Genomic DNA, 24,344 nt, shown 5'->3' with positions numbered 1-24,344 from the left:
CCGCCACGCAGCGGACAGCGTGCGTGCGCACGGCGCGGGCGATCACCGGGCAACCGACGACCAGCGGAAATGAGTGCCGATCATGGCGAGCGAAGCAGGAACCATCGGGCAGGGCTCCGCCCGCGACGGCCGGGACAGCGGCCGGACGTCCGCCACCGAGGTCGTGGTGCTGCTCGCCGAGGACGGCTCCGCCATCGGGACGCACGAGAAGGCCACCGTCCACACCCTGGACACCCCGCTCCACCTCGCCTTCTCCACGCATGTCTTCGACGACGCCGGCCGCATCCTCGTGACCCGCCGCGCTCTCAGCAAGAAGGCGTGGCCGGGAGTGTGGACGAATTCCTTCTGCGGGCACCCGGCACCGGGTGAGGCCTTCGAGGACGCCGTCACGCGACGCGCGGCCCAGGAGCTCGGCTTCACGGTCCGGGACATCCGCCCGGCACTCCCCGACTTCCGGTACCGCGCGGTGGACGCCTCCGGGATCGTCGAGAACGAGATCTGCCCCGTGTACACCGCCGTCGCCGACAGTGCGCCGGCTCCCCTGCCGGACGAGGTGATGGACGTGCAGTGGGTGGACGCCGCCGAATTGGTGCGGGCCGTCACCGCGACGCCCTGGGCGTTCTCGCCGTGGCTCACGCTGCAGTTGCCCCTGCTCTACCCCGAGGGCGCCGACGGGCCGGGTCCGCGCGACACCGTCTGATCGTGGCCCTCACCGCCTAAGGTTGGAGCGGCACCATTTCAACGACGAAAGAGAGTCTCGCCATGGCGACACCCACGCCGGCCCCCCACGACGTCGTCATCGTCGGCGGCGCCCGGACACCCCTCGGACGCCTCAACGGCCAGCTCGCCTCCTTCACCGCCGTCGACCTCGGAGCCCTCGCCATCTCCGCCGCGATGGAGCGCTCGGGCGTCGACCCCGGGAGCGTGGACGCGGTCATCATGGGTCACGTGGTCCAGGCGGGCTGCGGCCAGAACCCCGCCCGCCAGTCCGCCGTCCGCGCGGGCATCCCGTGGGACGTTCCTGCCGTGACCCTCAACAAGGTGTGCCTCTCCGGCCTGACCGCGGTCATCGACGCGGCCCGGCTCATCCGCAGCGGCGAAGCGCGCGTCGTCGTCGCCGGCGGCCAGGAGTCCATGACACGGGGCCCGCACCTCCTGCCCGGCTCACGGCAGGGCTGGAACTACGGCTCCATCCAGGCGCTCGATTCAGTGGCACACGACGGCCTGACCGACGCCTTCGACAACGACTCGATGGGCGCCTCGACGGAGCGGGGCAACGTGCGCCTCGAGATCGACCGGGCGGCGCAGGATGCCGTCGCCGCCGCGTCGCACCAGCGGGCTGCTGCTGCGACCGGGAGTGGGATCCTCGCGGAGGAGATCGTGCCCGTCACCGTCGTCCGGCGGAAGGGCGACGACATCGTCCTGACCAGTGACGAGGGGATCCGGCCCTCCACCACCGTCGAGTCCCTCGCGACGCTGCGGCCGGCCTTCAATGCCGATGGCGCCATCACGGCCGGGAACTCGTCCCCGCTGTCCGACGGCGCTGCGGCCCTCGTCCTCACGACCAGGGCGCAGGCGGACGAGGCCGGCCTGGTGGTACTCGCCGTCGTCGGCTCGCCCGGCCAGGTGGCCGGGCCCGACAACACGCTCCACTCGCAGCCGTCGGCGGCCATCCTGCAGGCGCTCGGCCGCGCCGGCTGGAGCACCGCCGACCTCGACTTCATCGAGATCAACGAGGCCTTCGGATCCGTCGCGGTGCAGTCCCTCAAGGATCTGGACTACCCCCACGAGCAGTGCAACATCCATGGCGGGGCGATAGCCCTGGGGCACCCCATCGGCGCCTCGGGTACACGCCTCGCCCTGCACGCGGCGATGGAGCTGGCGCGCCGGGGTTCCGGCTGTTCGGCCGTCAGCCTCTGCGGCGGCGGCGGTCAGGGCGAGGCCGTCCTGCTGTGGCGCTAGGCCGCTGACGCAGCCGGACGCCTGTACCGGTGACAACGAGAAGAGCCCCGCTTCGTGAGAAACGGGGCTCTTCTGCTGTCCTGCATCGGAACCGGCGACGGGGCCGGTCCGCGGAGCAGGGGTACTACTTGAGGGTGACGGTGGCGCCGGCAGCCTCGAGGGACTCCTTGGCCTTCTCTGCAGCTTCCTTGGTGGCGCCTTCGAGGACGGCCTTGGGAGCGCTGTCGACAACGTCCTTGGCTTCCTTGAGGCCCAGCGAGGTGAGCGCGCGGACTTCCTTGATCACTGCGATCTTCTTGTCGCCGGCAGCTTCGAGGATGACGTCGAAAGCGGTCTGCTCCTCGGCCTCGGCCTCGGCTCCGCCACCGGCGGGGCCTGCAACTGCAACTGCAGCGGCGGTGACATCGAAGGTCTCCTCGAACAGCTTCACGAAGTCCGAGAGTTCAATGATGGACAGTTCCTTGAAAGCTTCAATGAGCTCTTCGTTGGTGAGCTTCGCCATGGGAGGCGTCCTTCCTTTAGTGGTGCACGGCACCTTCAGTATGTGGACGAAGGGAAACTAGTTCGCTTCGGTTGCTGCGGCTTCCTCGGCGGGAGCCTCCGCGGCAGCTTCTGCGGGTGCAGCAGCTTCCTCGGCAGCAGAAGGATCGGCGTCCGCTGCGGGTGCAGCACCAGTTCCCTCTTCGAGCTTGATGCGCAGTGCATCGACGGTGCGGGCCAGAGCGGACATCGGTGCCTTGAGGACACCAGCCACCCGGGCGAGCTGGAGTTCACGCGATTCGAGGGCCGCCAGGGCGATGACCTCGGATGCGTCGAGGGCCTTGCCCTCGAAGATTCCAGTCTTGATGACGAGCTTCGGGTTGGCTTTCGCGAAATCCGTGAGGCTCTTGGCTGCAGCGACGGCGTCACCCTTGATGAAGGCGATCGCGGTGGGTCCGGACAGCTGGCCGTCGAACGCGTCGATGCCTGCTTCCTTCGCCGCGATGCCCGTCAGGGTGTTCTTGACGACCGAGAACTTCGTGTCCGCACCCAGGGCGCGACGCAGTTCCTTGAGCTGAGCAACGGTGAGCCCGCGGTATTCGGTCAGGACAGCCGCGGTGGAGTCCTTGAAATCGGTGGTGATCTCATCCACTGCAGAAACCTTTGTTGGCGTTGCCATAACCCTCCTTCCGGGGAATATGCGCCGGTTTTCCTGCTCCCATAAAAAACGCCCCGCGCAGATGCACGGGGCTTGGCTCGACGCGGAGGTGATCCGCGGAGAGGAGCTTCGTTCACCTGCGTAGGCCGTCCCTGACGGGAACTTTCGGATCCTTCTCCTTCTTCACCGACCCGTACCTAAACAGGAGAGGGAAGCGGAGGGGGATCGACCGACGGTCTTTGGTCCCTCAAGCGTACGGGACTGCACCGCCGCCACCAAATCGACTCAGGACCGGGCAACTGTCACCCCGCGGTGCGGCCTGACGGCCTGAAGCCGAGGCCCACGTTCACCTCCACCATGAAGCTGTTCTCCTCGGCGTTCCAGGTGTAGATGCGCTCGGCATCGGCCCAGCTGTCCGCTGCACGCCGCAGGTTGCTCGCCTTCAGCCACTGCCGAGGCGGTGCCCGCGGTGCTCGTCGAGGACCAGGGTGTCCTCCTGGTGGACGACGGCGGGCCTCGAGCCGGTACTCATCCGACGGCACAGCATGGCGTGGTCCTCCACGAGGCCCCCGGGACAGCGATCCACCCAGCCGGACCAGCCCGTAACACTCCGATCCCCTGACCAGCGCCTCGGCCTCCTGCCGGAGCAGGATGTCACGACCTCGATCCGACCGGACGTCCGCCAAGTGCAGGACGCTCTGACGATCGACCTGCACGAGGTCGGACCCCCTGCCGGCCGCCGGACGGGCGGCGGGCTCGGCGGCGGGGTACCATCCCGCGCCGGTGGGTGGAACGAACCGCTCGACCGCGGCCACGCGCCCTTCCGCACCTGCATCCCCGTCGACGTCCATCCGCGCCTCGCACCAGGACATGATGGTGGTCCGCCCCCGCAGCCTGAGCTGCTGCTCGGCGAAGGCCAGGAGCGCCGAGGCGATGCCCTGCCGGCTCATCCCGGGCAGGACCTCGAGCTGGACGTGCGCTGCCTGCAGGTCGTCGCGCAGGGGATCGCTGGTGCGGGCATCGCCGACGATCCCGCCCTCCACGAAGAAAGCCCCGCAGCATGAGCTGCGGGGCTTCTCGGAGGGTTCACCTAGACGGCGAAGACCTTGGTGACGCTCGGGTCGACGGAGATACCGGGTCCGAAGGTCGTCGAGACGGTGGCCTTCTGGATGTAGCGGCCCTTCGACGCGGACGGCTTCAGGCGGAGGATCTCCTCGAGGGCAGCGGCGTAGTTCTCGCCCAGCTTCTGCTCATCGAAGGACACCTTGCCGATGATGAAGTGGAGGTTGGAGTGCTTGTCGACGCGGAAGTCGATCTTTCCACCCTTGATGTCCGTGACAGCCTTGGCGACATCCGCCGTGACCGTTCCGGTCTTCGGGTTGGGCATCAGGTTACGGGGGCCGAGGATCTTACCCAGGCGGCCCACCTTGCCCATGAGGTCCGGGGTGGCGACCGCGGCGTCGAAGTCGGTCCAGCCGCCCGACACCTTCTCGATCATGTCGTCCGATCCGACGAAGTCGGCCCCGGCGGCGATGGCCGCCTCGGCCTTCTCACCGGTCGCGAACACGAGCACGCGGGCGGTCTTGCCCGTGCCGTGGGGGAGGTTGACGGTGCCGCGAACCATCTGGTCCGCCTTACGGGGGTCCACTCCGAGACGGAAGGACACCTCGACCGTGGCATCGAACGTCGAGGGGTTCGTCGCCTTGGCGAGGACGACCGCGTCGAGGGGGGCGTACTGCTTGTCCGCCTCGATCTTCGCGGCAGCTCCCTTGTATGCTTTGCTGCGCTGTGCCATCTGCTTGTTCTCCTTATGCAGTCGTGGTCGTCGGACCGCGCTGGGCCCTGCCACTCACGACGGTCTCCGCAGGGCGGCGGCGTCGTGCTGTGAAATTGGTGGTGTGCCCGCTCCGGCGGGGCCGGGTCGGGCGGTGGTGCGAGGTGTTCAGCCCTCGACCGTGATGCCCATCGAACGGGCGGTCCCGGCGATGATCTTCGCAGCGGCCTGGACGTCGTTGGCGTTGAGGTCCTCCATCTTCATGGTGGCGATCTCTTCGACCTGGGCGTTCGTCAGCTTCGCGACCTTGACGGTGTGGGGAGTTCCCGAACCCTTGGCGACGCCGGCAGCCTTCTTGATGAGCTCGGCGGCCGGAGGGGTCTTGGTGACGAAGGTGAACGAGCGGTCCTCGTACACCGTGATCTCCACGGGGATGACGTTTCCGCGCTGGGACTCCGTGGCGGCGTTGTACGCCTTGCAGAATTCCATGATGTTGACACCGTGCTGGCCAAGCGCGGGACCGATGGGAGGAGCCGGGTTGGCGGCGCCTGCATTGATCTGCAGCTTGATGAGGCCGGTGACCTTTTTCTTGGGGGCCATGAAAGGGTCCTTCTCTTGCATTGCGTTCCCGCGGGACAGGAGCGTCCTGCGGGGTGGTGGCCATCATGGCGTGATGGCCTGACGACGCTCCCCGGCCAAGCACGCCGGGTGGCGTCGAAGCTTTACTGGATCTTGGTGACCTGGCTGTAGGAGAGCGTCACCGGGGTCTCGCGCTCGAAGATCGACACGAGCACCACCAGCTGCTGCGACTCGTGCTTGATCTCGGAGATCGACGCCGGGAGGGTCTCGAACGGACCCTCGTTGACCGTGACGGACTCGCCGATCTCGAAGTTGACCGTCGCCGGGGTGAACTGCGGCTGGACGGGCTTGCCCGACTCGGCATCGGTGTGGACGATCGTGTGCTCGAGCATCGAGAAGACCTCGGACAGGCTCAGCGGCACCGGGTTGTGGGCGTTGCCCACGAAGCCGGTGACACCGGGCGTGTGCCGTACGGTTCCCCACGACTCGTCGGTGAGGTCCATGCGCACCAGGACGTAGCCCGGGATACGGACGCGGTTGACGATCTTCCGCGTCGTGTTCTTGATCTCGACGACCTCCTCCATCGGCACCTGGATCTCGAAGATGTAATCTTCCATGTCCAGCGTCTGGATGCGGGTCTCGAGGTTGGCCTTCACGCGGTTCTCGTACCCGGCGTAGGAGTGGATGACGTACCAGTCACCCTCCTGGCGGCGGAGCTTGGCCTTGAAGGTCTCGACCGGATCCTCGGCGGGGGCCTCGTCCGACCCGTCGGCGTCTGCGGCCTCGTCGGCGTCTGCGGCCTCGTCGGCGTCCGCGGCCTCGTCGGTCTCCGACGAAGCAGCCTCGTCGACGGCGTCCGTCGCGGTCGCCTCGATCTCGTCCGCGGCGTCGTCCGCCTCCGTGGGATCCGCCTCGGCGTCGTCGGCGAGGAGTCCGTCCTCGGCCGCGACATCCGTGTCGGCGGGGTACGTCTCGGAGCCGTCAGCAGGCACGTCGAGGTCGGAGGCTTCCACGCCCGCCTCCGTCCCGTACTCCTCGTTCTCCAGACCATCTTCGGGAGTGATCTGCCGTTCGAGTTCTTGCTCGGACACCTAGCCGCCTGCTTTCTGACATTCTTCGGGAGTTGTTCTGCTTGCGTGTACTGCAGCCGTCACGGAACTGCCGCTCCGGGTCGCGCCGTCGTGCGGGGCGGCGTCAGTTGCCGCCGAAGACCCACACCGCGCCGGCCCCGAACAGGAGGTCCAGGGCTGTCACGAGGAGCATCATGATGACCACGAAGACGAGGACGGTGATGGTGAACCGGACCAGTTCCCGGCGGGTGGGCGTGACCACCTTCCCGAGTTCCGCGAGGACCTGGCGGATGAACAGCATGATGCGTCCGAAGAACCCGCGACGGGGAGCCTTCTTCTCGGAGGGGCTTCCCTTGGAGCTGCTCGCAGCCGTATCGGTCACCGTCAACCTCATCAATCTCTGTGGTGTCCCAGCCGGACCACCAGTGGCGCACCCAGCTGATCATGTGTACCGCCGCGCGGGGCCTGTGCCTGCGCCGGGGCTTCGTGATCTGTTTCTGCCGTACCTTCGCGGATTATCCGCGAAGGCCACGCGCAGGGCAGACAGGACTCGAACCTGCAACCTGCGGTTTTGGAGACCGCTGCGCTACCAATTGCGCCACTACCCTTCGGTTTTGAACCGCTGTCGCGTCCACTCCGGCCGCCCCGGTCAGGGCACGAACCATCATGGTGTTTCAACACCGAGGATCAAGTCTACGCATTGACCGCCGGAACGTCGAACCGGTGCCCGTCCGGGCCTGGTCGGGGCCCGCGCGGAGAGCAGCCGGCACCCGACGGTGCATGCTCCCTGGCGGACCGTGGACCGGTGGTCGACGGTCCGTGACGCCGTCGTGAACCGGCGATGCGGGGCAGCCAGGGGGCCACCGCCTAAGCTGGGACCTGCCACAGACCCTCACGGAACGGGACCCGATGAACGCCACGACCGATGACTCCATCCGCGCAGCACTTCCCCGGATCTCCCGGCGGATCGACTCGATCGCGGAGTCGGCGACACTGGCCGTGGATGCCAAGGCCAAGGCTTTGAAGGCGGCCGGCCGGCCGGTCATCGGCTTCGGGGCGGGCGAACCCGATTTCCCGACGCCGGACTACATCGTCGAGGCGGCGATCGACGCCGCGCGCCAGCCGCGGTTCCACCGCTACTCCCCCGCGGGCGGGCTTCCCGACCTCAAGCAGGCCATCGCCGACAAGACGCTGCGCGATTCGGGCTACGAGGTGGACCCGGCGCAGGTACTCGTGACGAACGGTGGGAAGCAGGCCGTGTACGAGTCCTTCGCCGCACTCCTCGATCCCGGGGACGAGGTTCTCGTGCCCACACCCTTCTGGACCACCTACCCCGAGGCGATCCGCCTGGCGGGCGGTGTTCCCGTCGAGGTCTTCGCCGGACCCGAGCAGGGCTACCTGGTGACCGTCGAGCAGCTCGAGGCGGCGCTGACGCCGAGGACCAAGGTGCTGCTGTTCGTCTCGCCGTCCAACCCCACCGGCGCGGTCTACGGCGCCGACGCGGTCCGCGAGGTCGGCGAGTGGGCCGCCGGACGGGGACTGTGGGTGGTGACGGACGAGATCTACGAGCACCTGACCTACGACGGCGTCCCCTTCACCTCGATCGCCACCGCCGCACCGTCGCTCGGGGACAAGGTGGTCATCCTCAACGGGGTCGCCAAGACCTACGCGATGACCGGCTGGCGGGTCGGCTGGATGATCGGCCCCAGGGACCTCGTCAAGGCCGCGACCAACCTGCAGTCGCACGCGACCTCCAACGTGTCCAACGTCCCGCAGATGGCCGCCCTCGCTGCCGTGTCCGGGCCGCTGACGGCCGTGGACGAGATGAAGGTGGCGTTCGACCGGCGCCGTCGCGCCATGGTGTCCGCACTCAACTCCATCGACGGGGTGGAGTGCCCGACGCCGCACGGGGCCTTCTACGCCTACGCGGACGTCCGCTCCCTGCTCGGCAGGAGCATCGGCGGGGCGACGCCTGCCACGTCCGCCGAGCTTGCCGCGCTGATCCTCGAGAAGGTCGAGGTCGCCGTCGTCCCCGGCGAGGCGTTCGGCCCCAGCGGTTACCTGCGGCTCTCCTACGCGCTCGGGGACGAGGACCTGGCGGTCGGCGTCGAGCGCCTGCAGGACTTCCTCGGCTCGGCCGGCTGACGGGAGACAGTCTGCCGGCTGCGGGCCGTGCACGTCCGCCGCGGCCGGCTGACCGGAGACAGTCGGCAGGCCCGGCCGGCTGCCCGGTGCGCCCGTCCGCCGCGGCCGGCGGGCCGGACCGTGGGCAGCCTCAGAGGAGCCGCCGCTCCGTGGCCCAGCGTGTGAGTTCGTGCCGCGAGGAGAGCTGCAGCTTCCGGAGGACGGCCGAGACGTGGGTCTCGATGGTCTTCACCGAGATGAAGAGCTCCTTCGCCGTCTCCTTGTAGCTGTAGCCGCGGGCGATCAGGCGCATGACCTCGAGCTCACGGGCCGAGAGCCGGTCGAGCTCGTCGTCCACCGCAACGGACGCTGTACCGAACGCGTCCAGCACGAACCCTGCGAGCCGCGGGGAGAACACGGCGTCACCCGACGCGATGCGCTGCACGGCGTCGGTGATCTCGGGTCCCGAGATGGTCTTGGTCACGTAACCCCGTGCTCCTGCCCGGATGACGGCGACGACGTCCTCCGCCGAATCGGAGACGCTCAGGGCGAGGAACCGGGCGGTGGTCCCCTGCCGCGTGCAGCGGTGGATGACCTCCGCTCCCCCGCCGCCGAGCCCGCCGGGCAGGTGTACGTCGAGGAGGACGACGTCGGGGGCGATGGCCCCGATCACGGCCTCGGCCTCCTCGACCGTCGCGGCCTCGCCGAGAACGCTGATCACCGGACCCAGTGCGGCCCGCAGGCCCGAGCGGAAGATGCCGTGATCGTCCACGATCACCACCGAGACCGTCCCGGCCACCGGCCCGTCAGCTGCCAACGTCTCTTGCTCCACGTCCGTCCCTCCTCCGACCGTTCGGCCGTCCATCACTGTCGTACCGATTGTCCTGCGCCGGATACCCGGGTGCGGCGCGGCCCCTCACCGCTGTCGCTCACCCTCGGTCGGCGCGGCATTCGCTTCCGTCCTCGGCAGGCGCAGGCGGACCTCCGTGCCGTCCCTGTCGCTCCTGATCTCCGACGAGCCGCCGTGGCGCAGCATCCGGCTGTGGATCGACTCCCGGATCCCGGCCCGGTCCGCCGGGACCGCTGACTGGTCGAACCCTTCGCCGCGGTCCCGCACGAACACCTCGACGGTGTCCGGGCCGGCCTCGAGGTATACCGAGACAGCGACGCCGGCGTGCCGGGCGGCGTTCAGCATGCCTTCACGCGCCGCCTGCGCGAGGGCGTCCTCCGCCGACCCGAGATGGGCGTCGCCGACGGCGACGACGGACACGGGATGACCGTACAGGTCCTCGACCTCGCCCGCCGCGACCTTGAGCCGCTCCGCCAGGCTACCGGGGTCCCGGGTGGGGTCCGCGAAGAGCCACTGACGCAACTCGCGCTCCTGCGCGCGAGCCAGACGCAGGACGTCCGTCTCGGAGTCGGCCCTGTTCTGGATCAGGGCGAGCGTCTGCAGGACGGAGTCGTGGAGGTGTGCGGCGATCTCCGCCCGCTCCGTCTCCCGGACGCGGGCTGCGCGTTCGGCCTCGAGGTCGCGCCAGAACTTCAGCCCCCACGGAGCGAGCACCAGGCCGACTCCTGCCAGGACCGCGAGCACGGCGACGAGCGTCGCCATCGTCAGGGTCCATGAACCGCTGCTGGACAGGGCCACCAGCACGCCCGTCACGACGAGCACGATCCCGGCGAGCAGGCGCAGGGTCCCCCCGGCGCGCTCGGCCCCCGCCCGGTTCATGACGCGTGCGCGGCGCACCTCGTCCAGTTGGGACCAGGCGAGCGCGGCCCCTGTCGCGACCACGGCGATCGGCACGAAGAACCCCCAGTCGACCTGCACGCCGAGCAGCTGCAGGACGAGGACGGCCGCTGCGAGGAGGAGCGCCGTACCGAACAGGACCTCCCGCCGCCCCGCGCGGAGGGTCCGTTCACGCCAGCCCTCGGCGTCGAACGCACCCGCTGCCGGTGCGGGTGACGGATCGCCGAGGACCCGGGCGGTCTGGCCCGTAGCCCTGCTGCCCGCTCCCGCCGGCACGCCACCAGCAGCTCCGGCCCCGGCGCCGACGCCGTGCATGAAGGCCGCAGGGCCGGTCTGCCGTCCGGACTCTGCCGCGCGGTCCGCCGCGGTGGGAACGAAGATCCACAGCCAGGCATAAAGCAGGACACCCGCGCCGGAGGCGAGGGTCAGGACCCCCATGCCGATCCGGACCCACGAGCGCTTGACGCCCAGGTGTGCGGCCAGCCCGGCGCACACGCCGGCGATGACGCCGTCGGGGCTGCGCAGCAGGGGTGGTCTCATGCCCTCATCAAAACACGTCAGGGGATCCCAGGGGGCGCTCCCGGACCGGAATCAGGGCGGACTCAGGGTCGAGTCAGGGTAGGCCCCGATGGTCCGGCGCCTGCGCCGCCGGGAGGATGGAGGCATGACCTCAGCACCCACCCCAGGCGGGCCGTCCTGGCAGCACGAACCGGCCGCACCGACCGCGGGACCTCCCGCCTCCTCTTCGTTCTTTCGCTGGATCCGTGGACTCGACATCACCCGGGCACCCGATCGATGGGTCGGGGGCGTCTCCGGGGGGATCGCCCGGCGTACGGGCCTCGACCAGGCCCTCGTCCGGGGGCTCATCCTGATCCTCTCGGTCTTCGGCGGGATCGGCGTGCTGCTGTACGGCCTGGCCTGGGCACTGCTGCCCGAACCGGACGGGCGCATCCACGTGGAGCAGGCCGGCCGGGGGTCGTGGACGTCCGGCCTCACCGGCGCAGCGGCCCTCGTGGCGATCGGCCTGCTGCGTCCCAACATCCCGCTGTTCGGCGACGGCGGGACGGGCGGCCTCCTCTGGACGCTCTTCTGGATCGGCGCGGTGGTCCTCTTCGTCTACTGGATCGTCAATCGGAACAGTGGCAAGGGCCGGCCCGGGGGGCCCGGCTTCCAGGGGCCCGGGGCCGGGCCCGCTTCCGGAGGTCCCGGAGCGGGCGGGCCGGGCTCCGGTGAACCGGGCTTCGGCGGACCAGGCTCCGGCGGACCCGGAGCGGGCGGACCAGGCTTCGGGGGGCCAGGCTTCGGCGGACCCGGAGCGGGCGGGCCGGGCTTCGGCGGGCCAGGCTTCGGTGCACCCGGGTCCGGGCCGTCGCAGCCCTTCGGACCGGCACCGTCGAACTCCGCGGCCTCCGGTTCCGCGCCTGCCGGACCACCGCCCACCGGACCCGTGCCCATCGCACCACATCCGGACGGACCGGAATCCGCGGCGGCGAGCGGGGCCGCCCCGGACACGACCGATACCGGGCCGTCCGGAAGTACGCCGTCCGGTGCCGCGTCCTTCTCCACCGCTCCGGGCGCGGCACCGGGGACAGGAACCGGATCCCCGATCCGGTCGGGCGGAGCAGCACCGGTCGCCACGGAGGGCGATGACCCGGTCACGGAGGACCATGACGACCGCACCGTCCCCCTGCCCTATCGTCCGGACACCCTGACCCGCCCCCTTCCCGGCCCCTTCCCCTACGCCGCCGACACGGCGGGGCCGGGCTGGACGGGTCCCGGGTCCTCTGCACCCTTCCCCGCTCCCTCTGGAGCGGGGCCGGGGACAGGTCCTGTCGCCCTCCGCGCACCACGGTCCGTCCGCATCCGTCCGAGCCGCCCGTCGGGGCCCGCCACGGCGCTGCTCATCGGCGGCGCCCTCGTCGTCGCGGCTGCCGTGCTGGCCGCCGACTACCTTGGCGCCCTCGCCGTCACCGATGCAGCGGTCGTGGCCTGCGCCGCAGCCGCCGTCGTGCTCGCCCTCGGCGTGATCGTCCTCGGGCTGCGGGGGCGCACGTCGGGTCTTGTCGGAGTGGCCGCCACCCTGGCCCTCCTCGGCGGGCTGATCGCGTCCTTCTCGGTGATGGGTGGAACGTGGATCGTCGCGCAGGAGAGCCGGACGGCGCCCGCAGCACTTGCCGGCGCGGCCGACGGCTACAGCATCCTGGCGGCCCAGAGCACGATCGACCTCTCGGACGTCCGTCGCCCCACCCGGGACGTCGTCGTGCCGGTCAACGCGCTCGTCAGCGAGGTCACCGTGATCGTCCCGGGCGACATCCCCGTGGAGGTCCGGAGCCGCATGGCACTCGGTGCCGCGGAAGCCCGCGGGACCGCCGTCGACGATGCGGCGGCACCGGAGTTCCGGAGCGACGGCGGCGTCCTGCAGCTGGACAACCGCGATCTCAACCCGGACGCGTCCGGTCCCGCCATCGTGCTGGACGTGAGGGGCGCCCTCAGCGACGTCACCATCGTGACGGCGTCGCCGTCGGACAGCCCGGCACCCGGGACCAGCGCACCCACCCCCACAGGAGACACCCCATGAGCACCGCCATCACCCCTCCGCGCCGAGCGCGCCTCGTCACCGTCGTCTGGGGAATGGTCATCCTGACCGTCGCCGGGCTCCTGCTCGCGGGCCAGTTCGTGACCCTGTCCATCGATCCGGTGGTGGTGGCCCTGGGCCTCCTGGTCGGCGTCGGACTCGCCCTCGTCGCGGGAGGCCTTCTGTCCCTGCGCGGACGCGGCACACCGATCGGTCACCAGGACGGGGACAGCGCGGGTATCGCGTCGTTCGAGGGCGACGACGACCTCCCGTCCGCAGGCCAGGGCCCATATTCCCCCACGGCATACTGAAGCGGAGCACCGGATCCCCGCATCAGGCGGAGCACCACCCCCGGCACCACCCCCGGCACCACCCCCGGCACCGCCGGGGCACCACCCCGATTCACCGACCGACAGACACGGCCGCCACGGCCAGAACCCGAAAGGCACACCATGCAGTCCTTCTACCGCATCCTCCGCTCCTTCCCCATCAAGCGCGCACCGGGGGGAATCCTCGGCGGCATCGCCTCAGGTATCGCGCGGGAGTACGGCTGGCGGGTGAGCTACGTCCGCATCGCGATGCTGCTGAGCTTCCTGCTCCCGTTCATCGGCCTCCCCCTCTACGCGGTGCTCTGGCTGCTGCTGCCGACGACGGACGGCACGATCGCACTGGAGAAGGCACTGAGCCGCTGACACCGCCAGGACGGGCGTGACGGGGACGGGGCCTTCGGGGACGATGCCCCGTCCTTCTCCGTGACCTGCAAGGATGGATGCCGTGCCGAAGACCTCAGCTGCCCGAAGCTTCCCCCGCCTGCTCGTCGTCGCCTGCGCGTTCCTCTTCGTCTCCGGCTACTTCGTGGTGCGGTTCCCCGACGTCGAGGGTGCCGAATACGCGTCCTACGGCTTCAACCTCCTCATCGCGCTTCCCGCCTTCGTCGCCCTCGTCCACCAGTTCGGTGCCGTACGCGGCGCCGCGACGCTGGTCGCGGTGTCGGTCTTCGGCTACCTGATCGAAGGATTCGGGGTGGCCACGGGTGTCCCCTACGGCGAGTTCTACTACGGCAGCGCCATGGGGCCGACGATCCTCGGCCTCGTCCCGTACCTGCTGCCGCTGTCCTACGTGCCCCTCGTCATCGGAGCCGTGGCCATGGTGTCGGGCGCGGGTTCCCTCCTGCGGAGGATCCTCCTCGGCGGCCTCCTGCTGGTCGTGATCGACGGCGTGCTCGACCCGGGCGCCGTGGCCCTCGGATTCTGGATCTGGCCCGGTGGCGGCCCCTACTACGGCGTACCGCTCTCCAACTACGGCGGCTGGCTCATCTCCGGACTCATCGCATCGGCACTCGTGGCGCTGATCGGCGGGCGGCGCATCACCGATCAGCCGCTCCGGCCCGGTCTGCTCGACAGCCTACTCGTGTCGATGTTCCTCTGGCTCGGTGTGTGCATCTTCTCCGGCCTCGCGTTCCCGGCCGTCCTCGCCGCGGTGCTCATCGCCGGCATCGTCCGCCGCCGGCTGCAGCTGACCCGGACCATCGCAGCCCCGCAGGCCTCCGGCGCCCCCGCACACGCCGGCTGACAGGCCGCCCCTGGGGTCCACGCGACCGGGTGGACGATCCGACCGCCTGAACCGCTCGCGTCCCGCATCCCGTGCCGAGAGGCGGAGCCCGGTCGATTGCGCGCCGGTGGAGTCCCTAGGCGACCGGTCCCAGCCGCGCCAGCAGCTTCTGCGTGGACATCATGGCCCCGCCGAGGACGGCGGGCAGCCCACCTCCCGGGTGCACGGACGCACCGACGCGCCACAGCCAGGGCCGCAGCGGGTCCGAGTACGGCGGGACATGGAACGGTCCGCTCATCCAGGCCGGGTGCACAGCGCCGTACAGCGCCCCGCCGGCCGACCCCCGCTCGCCGAAGTATCCGGGGTCGAGCACCGTCGACGACGCGACGTAGTTCTCGAGGGGCTCGGGCAGGCCGAGGACGCTGGTGGTGCGATCCAGCTCCCGCCGGACGAAGGGATCCTCGAGCGTGTAGGTCCGGCTGTTCGCCGGCGCGGTGAGGAGCAGGGCGAGGGTCGCCGACCGGTTGGGATACACCTCGTCGGCGGGATAGTAGTTGGCGAACGCCATGGTCTGCTCCGGCTCGCAGCCTTCCTCGAGGCTCGCGTAGAGTGCCGCGGGATCGTCCGGCATGATGACGCCGTGTCGCGGGGTCCCCCCGGGAAGCGGGCGCGAGAGGACCGCGTACACCCCGACGGCGGAACAGGTGAGTCTGCGCGGCGTCCTGGGACGACGACCGGCCAGCAGCCCCGCGAGCCGATGGGCGTCGAGGCCACTGACGACGGCGTCGGCCGGGTACGTCCCCTCCGCCGTGACCACGCGCCGCCGGCCGATCCGCCGTGCGGGCTCCCCGGTGCGGATCTCGACCCCGGCGCCGACGGCCAGTCGCTCCAGGGCGCGCACGAGCTCGTAGATGCCACCGCGCGGGATCCAGACGCCGTCGTGCGCCATGATCGCCGGCATGCTCGCATAGAGGGCGGGCGTCCGGGTGGGACTGACCCCGGCGTTGAGGGTGTGGATCGCGATGACCTCCCGCAGCCCCTCGGGCAGCCAGTCGAGGCTGTCGAGGTAGCTGCGGGTGGTGAGGCGGCGCCCGTAGAGGCCCGCGAGCTTCGCCAGCGCCGGGTGGGACCGGCGGTCGAGCGGACCGGTCGTCAGCAGGCGTGAGACGTCGCCGCCCAGCACACCGTGCTCGGCGGCGAAGCGTTCCCAGGCCTCGTGCCACGGGTGTCCCGGGGGGACGGGCAGCGGACAGGCCTCCCCGCGGTAGTAGTAGGTGCCGACCTCGGCCAGGCGCTCGAGATCGAGGCCGGCCTCGGCGGCGGCCGGTGCGGGATCGGCGGAAGCCGGGGTGACGGCGTCGAGCAGGTCCAGCAGCTCGCACCAGACCGTCGGGAAGGTGAACAGCGACGGCCCCGTGTCCATGCGCTGGCCGTCCACCTCGATACGGCGACTCTTGCCGCCCACGTGGTCCGTCGCCTCGAGCAGCGTGACGCTGTGACCCGCGCGGCCGAGGAGCGCGGCGGCGGTGAGACCACCGATCCCGCCTCCGACGACGACGACGCGGCTCATCGGTAGAGGCCCAGCGTGAGGGCGACGACGAGCTGGACGCCCGCCACCGTGCCCGCCACATAGGGGAAGGCGATGGAGTAGCGGTAGAGCCGGTGGCCGGTCTCGGGCCGCGGATCACGCCACAGCCCCCAGAGGAGCCACCCGGCGATCAGCGCGTTCACGACGGCGACCGGGATGTTGACGAGCGCGAAGCACACGGTGGAGACGGCCCACCACGCACCGCTCCACGCGACGACCCCGCGCGGCCCGAGCCGGACCGCCGTCGTCGTGATCCCCACGCCCCTGTCCTCGTCGATGTCCTGGACGGCGTCGTAGGTGTGTTTCGCCGCGCTCCAGGCCATCAGGCCGACGGCGGCCGCCCAGACCGGTTCGGCACCCAGGGCATAGGGCACGATCACGAGGGGGAAGGCGTAGGCCGCGTTGCTGATCGAATCGAGGCAGGGACGCGCCTTGAAGCGCAGGGGTGGCGCCGAGTAGAAGACGAACACCAGGGCGTAGGCCGCGATCCAGGCGAGCGCCGCAGGAGGCAGCGTGACGGCGAACCACGCGAGGAACGGCAGGTTGGTCGCGAGGACCGCGATCCAGATGGCGCGGACCTCCGACGCCCTGATGAGCGCCCCCTCGAGGGAGCCCTTGCGCGGGTTGAGCGCGTCGGTGTCCTGGTCGAAGATGTCGTTGACGCCGTAGATGAGGAGATTGAACGGCAGCGTGAGCCAGACCAGGAGCGCCAGGGCCTCCCACTGCCAGAACGACCCGGTGAGCCACAGCCCCACGACTCCGGTGCCCAGCGTGTTGATCCAGAGGACCGGCCGGGAGATGTGGACCATGCGCAGCGCCGCTGGCGCAAAACCTGCCTGGGGCACTGCTGGTGTCCTCCTCGGACCTGCGGGTGAACGCTCGGCGGGACTCGGTCCGCCGTGCGCCGGTCCGTCCCAGCCTACGTGCTCCCCGGCAGACCCGACGCCGGACCGGCAGGGGGTCCGGGCCTGGTGTGACGCGTTCGGGTGGCCGGGCCGGGGTGTGTCTAGAATCATAGGCGGGCCCGACGGCGTGCTCCTGACGGACCACCCACCCCCTCTCCGAAGGAAACCCACCCCCCATGAAGATCGGAATCCTCACCAGCGGCGGCGACTGCCCCGGGCTCAACGCCGTCATCCGTGGCGCCGTGCTCAAGGGCATCAAGACGTACGACCAGGAGTTCGTAGGATTCCGGGACGGGTGGCGCGGCGTCGTCGAGGGCGACGTCGTCGACCTCCCCCGCCACGCCGTGCGGGGCATCTCCAAGCAGGGCGGCACCATCCTCGGCACCTCGCGCACCAACCCCTTCGAGGGCAAGGGCGGCGCGGAGGCCATCAAGGCCAATCTCGACCGGTTGGGCATCGACGCGGTGATCGCGATCGGCGGCGAGGGCACGCTGGCCGCCGCCAAGCGGCTGACGGACCTCGGCCTCAAGATCGTGGGCGTTCCCAAGACGGTCGACAACGACCTCGACGCCACCGACTACACCTTCGGCTTCGACACGGCCGTGCAGATCGCCACCGAGGCGATCGACCGCCTGCGCACCACCGGCGAATCCCACAGCCGCTGCATGATCGCCGAGGTCATGGGGCGCCATGTCGGGTGGATCGCCCTGCACGCCGGCATGGCCTCCGGCGCCCACGCCATCCTCATCCCCGAACAGCAGACGAGTATCGAGCAGATCGCCGAATGGGTCTCCGACGCCAACGCCCGAGGCCGCGCGCCCCTCGTGGTCGTCGCGGAGGGCTTCGTGCCCTCGCACATGGAGCAGGCCCACTCCGAACGCGGACTGGACACCTTCGGCCGCCCCCGCCTCGGCGGCATCGCCGACCAGCTCGCACCCGAGCTGGAGTCGCGCACGGGCATCGAGACCCGCGCCACCATCCTCGGACACATCCAGCGCGGCGGTGTGCCGACGTCCTTCGACCGCGTCCTCGCCACGCGCCTCGGTATGGCGGCAGTGGATTCCGTCAAGGACGAGCTGTGGGGCACGATGGTCTCGCTCAACGGCACGGAGATCGCCCACGTGGGCTTCGAGGCCGCACTCGGCAATCTGAAGCGGGTTCCGCAGCACCGCTACGACGAAGCCGCCATCCTCTTCGGGTGATCGTGGAACTCGATCCCGGCACCGTCTCGATCATCCGGCTCGCCTGGTCACGGCTTCTCGGACTGGAGGACGGCGCCCTCGAGGACGACGGCGGCGATCGCCTCTACAGCGTGGACGACGACACCGGCGTCCTGACCTTCGTGACCCTGTTCGGCCGCGAGATCCTGAAGGGCCCGCGGTGGGCGGTCGACGCGGGCAGGACGCTGACGGGTCCCGACCTCCGGAGCCACTCGACCCTGCTCTCCCTGAGCCGCGACCACGGCGGCCGGGGACTCGGCGAGGCACGGCTGTACTTCTGCGACGCGCTGCCCCGCTTCGACGGCCCTCCGGCGGTGGTGTCGGGCGAGCGGGATCTCGTCCTCGATCTCGAACGCCGGTGCCCGCCCGACGATGTCGCGGAAGCCGGCCTCAGCGAGTCGGAGCACCCTTTCGTGCTGGTGGAGGGCGACGGCGAGCCGGCAGCGGGCCGGCCGGTGTCGTTGGCCGGGGCGGGTTACGACATCTGGGAGGGGATCCTCGCGCACCTCGCCGTCATCACCCCGCCCGACGAACGGCGGAAGGGCTACGCCCAGCGCATCGCAGCCGTGGCGGTGGAGGAGTCCATGGCTGCCGGCCTGGTGCCCCAGTGGCGCGCCCGGACGGACAACACGGCATCGCAGCGCACCGCGCTGCGGGCGGGATTCGCCTACGCCGGGACCCAGACGTCGGTCATCCTCGACGCGAAGTGATCCTCCCGGCAGGCCGGAACGGCGGGCACCCTGCTGACGGGTACCCGCAGGCGGTCACCCGTCGAACAGGGCCATGAGCTCGGTCCGGCCGAACAGCTCCGCTGCGGCCCGGGCGGACGGGGCACCGGCGTCCGGGTCCCCTCCCGCGTCGAGGAGCAGCCGCGCGACCTCCGTGTGACCCTTGAAGACGGCGCCTGCCAGCGGGGTCTGCCCGCGGTCGTTCGCCTGGCCGGCGTCGGCCCCGCGCGCCAGCAGGTCACGGACGATCGCGGGATGCCCGCTGTAGGCGGCCAGCATGAGCAGGCTGTCGCCCGCCGTGTTGGTCAGCGTGTAGGGCACCCCGGCGTCGAGGTAGCGGGTGAGCGTCGGGCCGTCGCCCTGCCGCGCGGCGTCGAACAGGGCATGCGCCAGGGCGATGGCCGCCGCCGCTCCGTCGTCGCCCGCCGCCCCCTGCCGCCCGGCGTCGCCCGGCCCGCCCTGGACACCGGTCACCGCGGTGCCCTCAGGAAGCCCGTGGCGCGTCCGACCACCTGGCCGGCGTCAGGCGCGACGATGACCTCCTGCGCCGCGGCGTAGAGCTCGTCCCCGTCCTGCACCAGGAGGTCCGCGGAGGCGTCGACGGACCGCTTGAGGACGGCGAGGGCGATGGGGCCCATCTCGTAGTGGTGACCGACGGAGGTGACCCGGCCCACGGTCCTGCCCTCGCTGAGCACCGGGCTGCCCGCCACGGGAAGCGTGTGCTGGCTGCCGTCGAGGTGCAGGAAGGTCAGGCGCCGCGGAGGATGCCCGAGGTTGTGCACGCGCGCGACGGTCTCCTGACCCTTGTAGCAGCCCTTGGCGAGATGCACGGCGGTACGCATGAGGTCGAGTTCGTGCGGGATGGTCTTCTCGTCGGTCTCGAACCCGGGCCGGGGCCGCCAGGCGGCGATCCGCAGGGCTTCCGCGGCCGACGAACCGGCCAGGGCGAGGCCCGTCCGGGCCACGGTCGTGTCCAGTGTTCCGCGGGGTACGAGGTACTCGAACCAGGGGCGCTCGCGGCCGGGGTGCGCGCCGGCCTCGACCGTGGAGTACGCGTACCCACCTGCGCCGACGGCGGGCCAGGGATCCTCCCAGACGACGACGTCATGTCCCAGCTCGGGCAGCGCCCGGGTGGCTCCGAGCACGGCCCACTCCCACGTGGCGTCCGCCACCTCCACCCGCAGCATGAACTTCATGCGCTCGAGCCAGGCGGCGAGCGGTGCGGACTCCCCACCCTCGGTGATCAGCCAGGCCGTGGTTCCGTCGTCGACGATGTGGATCGAGTACTCGATGCGCCCCTGCACGGTGAGCAGCAGGGTCTCCGAGCTCTGCCCGGGCCGCAGCCCGAGCAGCAGCTGGGAGGACAGGGTGTTGAGCCAGCTCAACCGGTCCGGTCCGGCGACCGTGACGACACCGCGGTGCGAGAGGTCGACGACGGCCTTCCCCTCGACGAGGACACGCTGCTCACGGAAGGGATCCCCGTAGTGGGACGCGACGAGGGCGTCCGCTCCCCCGCCTCCGACGGCGCCGGGACGGGCAAGGAGTGGGCTGGGTTCGGTCATGACCATGTAACGCCTCCCGGGCGTGACTATTCCTGCGGTGGTGCGGGCGGCAGCCGGACGGGCGGCAGGGTCAGGACGACTTCTTGAGGATCGCCGACGCGTGCGCCTCCAGCGCGTTGCCGTCCGCCGCGACGTCCCAGCGCCAGTAGAGATCACCCTCCACCAGACCGAACAGACGCGTGGCCGCGGTGTACTCCTTCGAGTGCTGTCCGCGCATCACGAGGTCCGTGCTCAACTGGATCTGCGGACCCTTGATGCTGCCGTAGTACAGCTCGGCGATGCCGCCGGGGTGCACGATGGTCGCCGTGATGTCGAACCCGCCGGCGTCGTTGCGGAACTGCTCCACCTCGTCGGCGCTCTTCAGGGCGGGGACGATGTCTGCGGGGTTCAGGCCCGGGCCGACGTCGGAGTCGTCGAGCTTGCGCTCCAGCGACCAGAAACCCGTCTCCACCGAGAGCGGGCGCAACTGCGCACCCTGCTCGTCGATGAGCCAGGACTCGGCGCTGTACTGCAGGAAGGGAAGGCCGTGCTGGGAGAAGACGACACGCTGCGAGAAGCGCTCCGATTCAGCGGTCCCCTCACCGAGCATCCCGGTGCCCTCCCAGGTTCCGAGAAGCCACGACAGCGGGACGAGCTCGGGCGTGAGGTCGGTAGGCAGATCGATCGACATGGGGCTCCGGGCCGATCGGCTACTTCTGGCCCTTGTAGAGGCGCGTGATCACGAGGGCTGCGAAACCGGCCATGCCGAGACCGGCGAGGACCAGCAGCGAGATGAAGAAGATTTCAAGAGCGAGGATGGACATGCCACCATCCTAGCGCGGGGCGCCGACGTGCCGGGACGTGCTCGCCGCAGCGGGGACGGCTTCCCGGGAGGACCGCCGGCACGCCCTGTCGGACGACGATCAGGCCAGGAGCAGCTTCTCGAGGAAGTACACGACGGCGCCGAGGGCCAGTACCGGGGCCACGCCCGCGGCGATCGCCGCGGTGGTGTCGAGGGGAGACTCGCGGGCCACCAGGAGACGGCGGGTGCCGGCGAGGACCGCGCCGCACGCCACCCCGACCACGGCGGCGGGAAGAGCCGGGACGTCGGTGAACAGGAGTGCACCCAGCGGACCGGCGAGACCTGCGAGCACGACGGCGGCGGGAGCCACGAGGCGGTCGGGCAGGGGCAGGAGGCACACGGCGATCGCGATGACGACGCTCACCCCCGTGACGAGGAGGACACCCGAATCGGCGGCGTTCACCCCCAGCCGGTCGGCAGCCACCCAGCCCGATCCCATGGCCACGGCGATCACCCCCGAACTCGCCCCGAGCGTCGATTCCAGGCGGTAACTCTGTCCCGTACCGCGGATCAGCTGGATCATGAAGACGGCCCCGACACCGAGGGCCACCGAGGCGGGGAACCAGGTCAGGAAGGACGGCCCGGGATCGACGGACGTGAGGACGACGGCCAGCAGGGCGCTCGACCCGATCGCCGCGGCCTGGCTCTTCCGGGCGGGTACCCGGAGGATCGCGGGCCAGCCGATCGCCGCGACGACGCACAGCAGCCCGGTGACGATCGCCACCGACGGCAACGAGACATAGGAGGCTCCGACGATCGCCGCCGTCGCCCCCGACGCGGCCCCTGCCGCTACGGCCACACTCGTCCTCTTCATCCCAGCAATACTGCCCTACGTCCTCGGGCGGCGGGAAAAACGGTGGCGGGACGCCCGGCCTTGGGGGAGCGTCGCGTGCGCCGCATCACAGGCCGGGGAGGCCTGCGGCTATACTTGCCCACATCTCTACCCGCCTCGCCCACCCGTCCAGGGGGCGGTGGCGCCGCTGCCCGATGATGCGCATTCCCGACCCGTGGAGGACACATGCCGCACATCCTGATGCTCACGAACACCACCGGTTCGTCCGTCGACATCCTGCCGGCCCTCGAACTGCTGAACCACAAGGTGCACATCCTCGCGGCCGAGCCCACGGCCCTCCTCGAGACGGAACCGTGCGACGTCGTCCTCGTGGACGCGCGGAAGGACCTCGTGGGCGCCCGGTCGCTGACCCAGCTGCTGAAGGCGACGGGCCTGAGTGCGCCCCTGGTCCTCGTCCTGACGGAAGGCGGCATGGCCGCCGTCGCGGCCAACTGGCTCGCCGACGACGTCGTCCTCGACTCCGCGGGGCCAGCGGAGGTCGAGGCCCGGCTGCGCCTGGTCATCGCGAGGTCCGCCGCTGCCGGCGAGGAGACCAGCACCGAGATCCACGCCTCCGGGGTGGTCATCGACGAGGCCAGCTACACGGCACGGGTCGGCGGCGAGCCGCTCAACCTGACCTACAAGGAGTTCGAGCTCCTGAAGTACCTGGCGCAGCACCCCGGCCGCGTCTTCACCCGCGACCAGCTCCTGCACGAGGTCTGGGGCTACGACTACTACGGAGGCACGCGCACCGTCGACGTGCACGTGCGGCGCCTCCGGGCGAAGCTGGGCTCGGACCACGAGCAGCTCATCGGCACCGTGCGCAACGTCGGGTACCGGTTCACACTCACCCGTCTCCCCGAGGACCGCAGCTCGGTCAACCAGGACGCCTGACCGGGTCCGCGCGGACACCTTTCCCCGCGGGAACGACGAAACCCCCTTCCACCACGGGTGGAAGGGGGTTTCGCTGTCCCGGTGACGGGACCATGGTGGAGGACATACGGGTCGAACGTATCGCGGGCACCCCACTGGTGCATCCCCCTCGAGCAGGTCACGACATTACCCCACGCCCGGGCGACCGGCAAACCGGCACCGACCGGGGCAGGGCTAGGCTGGGCGCATGACCGCCGTCGAGCACACACCCACCTGGTCCGTCGACAGGATCGCCGGCGCGCCGGCGGCCGCGACCCTCGAGGAGATCCGCCGCCTGGCCGCGGCAGCCTCCGAGGCCGACGGCAACCCTCCCCTCTCGGAGCAGACCCTCGTCACGCTGCGGGCCGAGGACGCCGGCGAGCGACTGCTCGTCATCACCGCGCGCTCCGCGGGCCAGCCGGACAGCGATCTGGCCGGTGTCGCCGTGATCACCCGCGGGTCGGGCGACGGCTCCGTCCTGGAACTCGTCGTCGGGCCGGACTGCCGGGGGGAGGGCGCAGGAACGGCGTTGATCGAGGCCGTCCTCGCCGAAGGGATCACCGATCTCCGGGGCTGGTCCCACGGCAACCATTCGGCGGCCGCCGATCTCGCCGCGCGCTTCGGGTACGCACCCGTGCGGGAACTCTGGCGCATGCGGCTCACGCGCGCCGCCGTCGAGCAGTCGGTCCCCGCCCTGCGCCTGCCCGACGGCGTCGTGCTGCGTCCCTTCGTCCGCGCTCGGGACGAGGAGGCCTGGCTCGCCGTCAACGCCGCCGCCTTCGCGCACCACCCGGAACAGGGCGCGACGACGCGCGCGGACCTCGAGGCACGCCTGGACGAGGACTGGTTCGACGCCGAGGGCTTCCTGCTCGCCGTGCGGTCCGCGGACGACACCCTGCTCGGCTTCCACTGGACGAAGGTCCACCCGGGCACCGGCGGGCATCCGGCCATGGGCGAGGTCTACGTCGTCGGGGTGGCGCCCGAGGCGCAGGGCACGGGCCTCGGCAAGGCGCTGACCATCGCGGGGATCGACCACCTGCACGGCAAGGGCCTGCAGGCGATCATGCTCTACGTCGACGCGGACAACACCGCCGCCGTCGCGCTGTACCGCACCCTCGGTTTCACCCGGTGGGACGTGGACGTCATGTACGCGCCAACCGCGGCGCAGGCCACCTTGTAAGGTTATTTTCGAGGCGTACCCCTGCCCGATCAGGGCGGGGTACGCGATGATGCCCG

At 70.7% G+C, this 24,344-nt stretch carries 25 protein-coding genes, 1 tRNA gene and 1 pseudogene; 11 read left to right on the top strand and 16 right to left on the bottom strand.

Translation table 11 applies throughout. The features are described from left to right. The first annotated feature begins 82 nt into the window (after positions 1–82). Entirely contained in the window at positions 83–700 is a 618-nt protein-coding gene (gene idi / locus ACTIMO_RS12470) for an isopentenyl-diphosphate Delta-isomerase (protein WP_082471267.1), read from the top strand. Between the two features lie 62 nt (positions 701–762). Beyond that, a complete protein-coding gene (locus ACTIMO_RS12465; RefSeq protein ID WP_448182606.1) occupies positions 763–1,962 on the top strand; it encodes an acetyl-CoA C-acetyltransferase in 1,200 nt (399 codons plus the stop codon). Between the two features lie 124 nt (positions 1,963–2,086). On the opposite strand, the gene rplL is transcribed toward ACTIMO_RS12465, so the two are convergent. The 8 genes and pseudogenes from rplL to ACTIMO_RS12425 form a co-directional block, all read right to left on the bottom strand. Continuing rightward, positions 2,087–2,464, bottom strand: coding sequence for a 50S ribosomal protein L7/L12 (rplL, locus tag ACTIMO_RS12460; RefSeq protein ID WP_055768032.1), 378 nt, complete (start codon positions 2,462–2,464; stop codon positions 2,087–2,089). Positions 2,465–2,521: 57 nt separating this feature from the next. Beyond that, complete coding sequence (gene rplJ / locus ACTIMO_RS12455) at positions 2,522–3,121, bottom strand: 50S ribosomal protein L10 (RefSeq protein WP_055768030.1); 600 nt, start codon at positions 3,119–3,121, stop codon at positions 2,522–2,524. A gap of 281 nt (positions 3,122–3,402) precedes the next feature. Further along, positions 3,403–4,191 (bottom strand): annotated as a pseudogene (locus ACTIMO_RS12450) (GNAT family N-acetyltransferase); the annotation flags it as partial. After that, positions 4,191–4,895, bottom strand: coding sequence for a 50S ribosomal protein L1 (rplA, locus tag ACTIMO_RS12445; RefSeq protein ID WP_055768025.1), 705 nt, complete (start codon positions 4,893–4,895; stop codon positions 4,191–4,193). The pseudogene ACTIMO_RS12450 and the gene rplA, both read right to left, overlap by 1 nt. 147 nt (positions 4,896–5,042) lie before the next feature. Further along, positions 5,043–5,474, bottom strand: a complete 432-nt coding sequence (gene rplK, locus ACTIMO_RS12440; protein ID WP_043440576.1) for a 50S ribosomal protein L11 — start codon at positions 5,472–5,474, stop codon at positions 5,043–5,045. A gap of 122 nt (positions 5,475–5,596) precedes the next feature. Next, positions 5,597–6,544: a transcription termination/antitermination protein NusG gene (nusG, locus tag ACTIMO_RS12435; RefSeq protein WP_448182605.1), complete on the bottom strand. Its 948-nt coding sequence runs from the start codon at positions 6,542–6,544 to the stop codon at positions 5,597–5,599. A gap of 103 nt (positions 6,545–6,647) precedes the next feature. Further along, the gene (secE, locus tag ACTIMO_RS12430; RefSeq protein WP_235498664.1) at positions 6,648–6,905 is read right to left on the bottom strand and encodes a preprotein translocase subunit SecE; all 258 of its coding nucleotides are present in this window, start codon (positions 6,903–6,905) and stop codon (positions 6,648–6,650) included. A gap of 153 nt (positions 6,906–7,058) precedes the next feature. Beyond that, positions 7,059–7,131 (bottom strand) — tRNA-Trp (locus tag ACTIMO_RS12425). Between the two features lie 301 nt (positions 7,132–7,432). Between ACTIMO_RS12425 and ACTIMO_RS12420 the strand changes: the two genes are divergently transcribed. After that, a complete protein-coding gene (locus ACTIMO_RS12420; RefSeq protein ID WP_055768017.1) occupies positions 7,433–8,668 on the top strand; it encodes a pyridoxal phosphate-dependent aminotransferase in 1,236 nt (411 codons plus the stop codon). A gap of 130 nt (positions 8,669–8,798) precedes the next feature. Here ACTIMO_RS12420 and ACTIMO_RS12415 read toward each other — a convergent pair whose 3' ends face one another. Continuing rightward, on the bottom strand, positions 8,799–9,479 hold the full coding sequence (locus ACTIMO_RS12415) for a LuxR C-terminal-related transcriptional regulator (RefSeq protein WP_448182604.1): 681 nt from the start codon (positions 9,477–9,479) through the stop codon (positions 8,799–8,801). 84 nt (positions 9,480–9,563) lie between these two features. Continuing rightward, positions 9,564–10,934, bottom strand: a complete 1,371-nt coding sequence (locus tag ACTIMO_RS12410; protein ID WP_448182603.1) for an ATP-binding protein — start codon at positions 10,932–10,934, stop codon at positions 9,564–9,566. 124 nt (positions 10,935–11,058) lie between these two features. Here ACTIMO_RS12410 and ACTIMO_RS12405 point away from each other — a divergent pair, with 124 nt between their 5' ends. The 4 genes from ACTIMO_RS12405 (at position 11,059) to ACTIMO_RS12390 (ending at position 14,541) form a co-directional block, all read left to right on the top strand. Then, positions 11,059–12,972 (top strand): PspC domain-containing protein, encoded by a 1,914-nt coding sequence (locus tag ACTIMO_RS12405; protein ID WP_448182602.1) that lies wholly within the window; start codon positions 11,059–11,061, stop codon positions 12,970–12,972. Further along, positions 12,969–13,280: a hypothetical protein gene (locus ACTIMO_RS12400; RefSeq protein WP_422390446.1), complete on the top strand. Its 312-nt coding sequence runs from the start codon at positions 12,969–12,971 to the stop codon at positions 13,278–13,280. Before ACTIMO_RS12405 ends, ACTIMO_RS12400 begins: the two co-directional genes overlap by 4 nt. A gap of 141 nt (positions 13,281–13,421) precedes the next feature. Next, entirely contained in the window at positions 13,422–13,661 is a 240-nt protein-coding gene (locus ACTIMO_RS12395) for a PspC domain-containing protein (protein ID WP_448182601.1), read from the top strand. Positions 13,662–13,743: 82 nt separating this feature from the next. Further along, positions 13,744–14,541, top strand: coding sequence for a carotenoid biosynthesis protein (locus ACTIMO_RS12390; RefSeq protein ID WP_422390448.1), 798 nt, complete (start codon positions 13,744–13,746; stop codon positions 14,539–14,541). 115 nt (positions 14,542–14,656) lie between these two features. Here the strand turns inward: ACTIMO_RS12390 and ACTIMO_RS12385 are convergent, their stop codons facing one another. Both ACTIMO_RS12385 and ACTIMO_RS12380 read right to left on the bottom strand, forming a co-directional pair. After that, positions 14,657–16,090 (bottom strand): phytoene desaturase family protein, encoded by a 1,434-nt coding sequence (locus ACTIMO_RS12385; RefSeq protein ID WP_448182600.1) that lies wholly within the window; start codon positions 16,088–16,090, stop codon positions 14,657–14,659. Continuing rightward, positions 16,087–16,953 (bottom strand): UbiA family prenyltransferase, encoded by an 867-nt coding sequence (locus ACTIMO_RS12380; protein WP_235498663.1) that lies wholly within the window; start codon positions 16,951–16,953, stop codon positions 16,087–16,089. Before ACTIMO_RS12380 ends, ACTIMO_RS12385 begins: the two co-directional genes overlap by 4 nt. Before the next feature lie 236 nt (positions 16,954–17,189). Here ACTIMO_RS12380 and ACTIMO_RS12375 point away from each other — a divergent pair, with 236 nt between their 5' ends. Further along, positions 17,190–18,215 (top strand): 6-phosphofructokinase, encoded by a 1,026-nt coding sequence (locus ACTIMO_RS12375; protein ID WP_055767992.1) that lies wholly within the window; start codon positions 17,190–17,192, stop codon positions 18,213–18,215. Further along, positions 18,212–18,943, top strand: a complete 732-nt coding sequence (locus tag ACTIMO_RS12370) for a GNAT family N-acetyltransferase (RefSeq protein ID WP_448182599.1) — start codon at positions 18,212–18,214, stop codon at positions 18,941–18,943. The genes ACTIMO_RS12375 and ACTIMO_RS12370 overlap by 4 nt, the downstream gene beginning before the upstream one ends. 54 nt (positions 18,944–18,997) lie before the next feature. Here ACTIMO_RS12370 and ACTIMO_RS12365 read toward each other — a convergent pair whose 3' ends face one another. The 4 genes from ACTIMO_RS12365 to ACTIMO_RS12350 form a co-directional block, all read right to left on the bottom strand. Then, a complete protein-coding gene (locus ACTIMO_RS12365) occupies positions 18,998–19,435 on the bottom strand; it encodes an ankyrin repeat domain-containing protein (protein WP_448182598.1) in 438 nt (145 codons plus the stop codon). Continuing rightward, positions 19,432–20,523 carry a CAF17-like 4Fe-4S cluster assembly/insertion protein YgfZ gene (ygfZ, locus tag ACTIMO_RS12360; RefSeq protein ID WP_448182597.1) on the bottom strand — a complete coding sequence of 364 codons (1,092 nt, stop codon included), beginning with the start codon at positions 20,521–20,523 and terminating at the stop codon, positions 19,432–19,434. The genes ACTIMO_RS12365 and ygfZ overlap by 4 nt, the downstream gene beginning before the upstream one ends. Before the next feature lie 70 nt (positions 20,524–20,593). Further along, the gene (locus ACTIMO_RS12355) at positions 20,594–21,193 is read right to left on the bottom strand and encodes an FABP family protein (RefSeq protein ID WP_055767982.1); all 600 of its coding nucleotides are present in this window, start codon (positions 21,191–21,193) and stop codon (positions 20,594–20,596) included. A 232-nt stretch (positions 21,194–21,425) separates the two neighbouring features. Next, entirely contained in the window at positions 21,426–22,178 is a 753-nt protein-coding gene (locus ACTIMO_RS12350; protein ID WP_055767980.1) for a hypothetical protein, read from the bottom strand. Between the two features lie 204 nt (positions 22,179–22,382). On the opposite strand from ACTIMO_RS12350, the gene ACTIMO_RS12345 reads away from it, so the two are divergent. After that, a complete protein-coding gene (locus tag ACTIMO_RS12345; protein WP_055767977.1) occupies positions 22,383–23,090 on the top strand; it encodes a winged helix-turn-helix transcriptional regulator in 708 nt (235 codons plus the stop codon). A 226-nt stretch (positions 23,091–23,316) separates the two neighbouring features. Next, positions 23,317–24,288, top strand: coding sequence for a mycothiol synthase (gene mshD, locus ACTIMO_RS12340; RefSeq protein WP_448182596.1), 972 nt, complete (start codon positions 23,317–23,319; stop codon positions 24,286–24,288). Positions 24,289–24,344: the final 56 nt, after the last annotated feature.

This window comes from Arthrobacter sp. CP30 (assembly GCF_053470025.1).
Note: the sequence above shows the minus strand (reverse complement) of the source record. Positions and strands in the feature narration are given on the sequence as shown.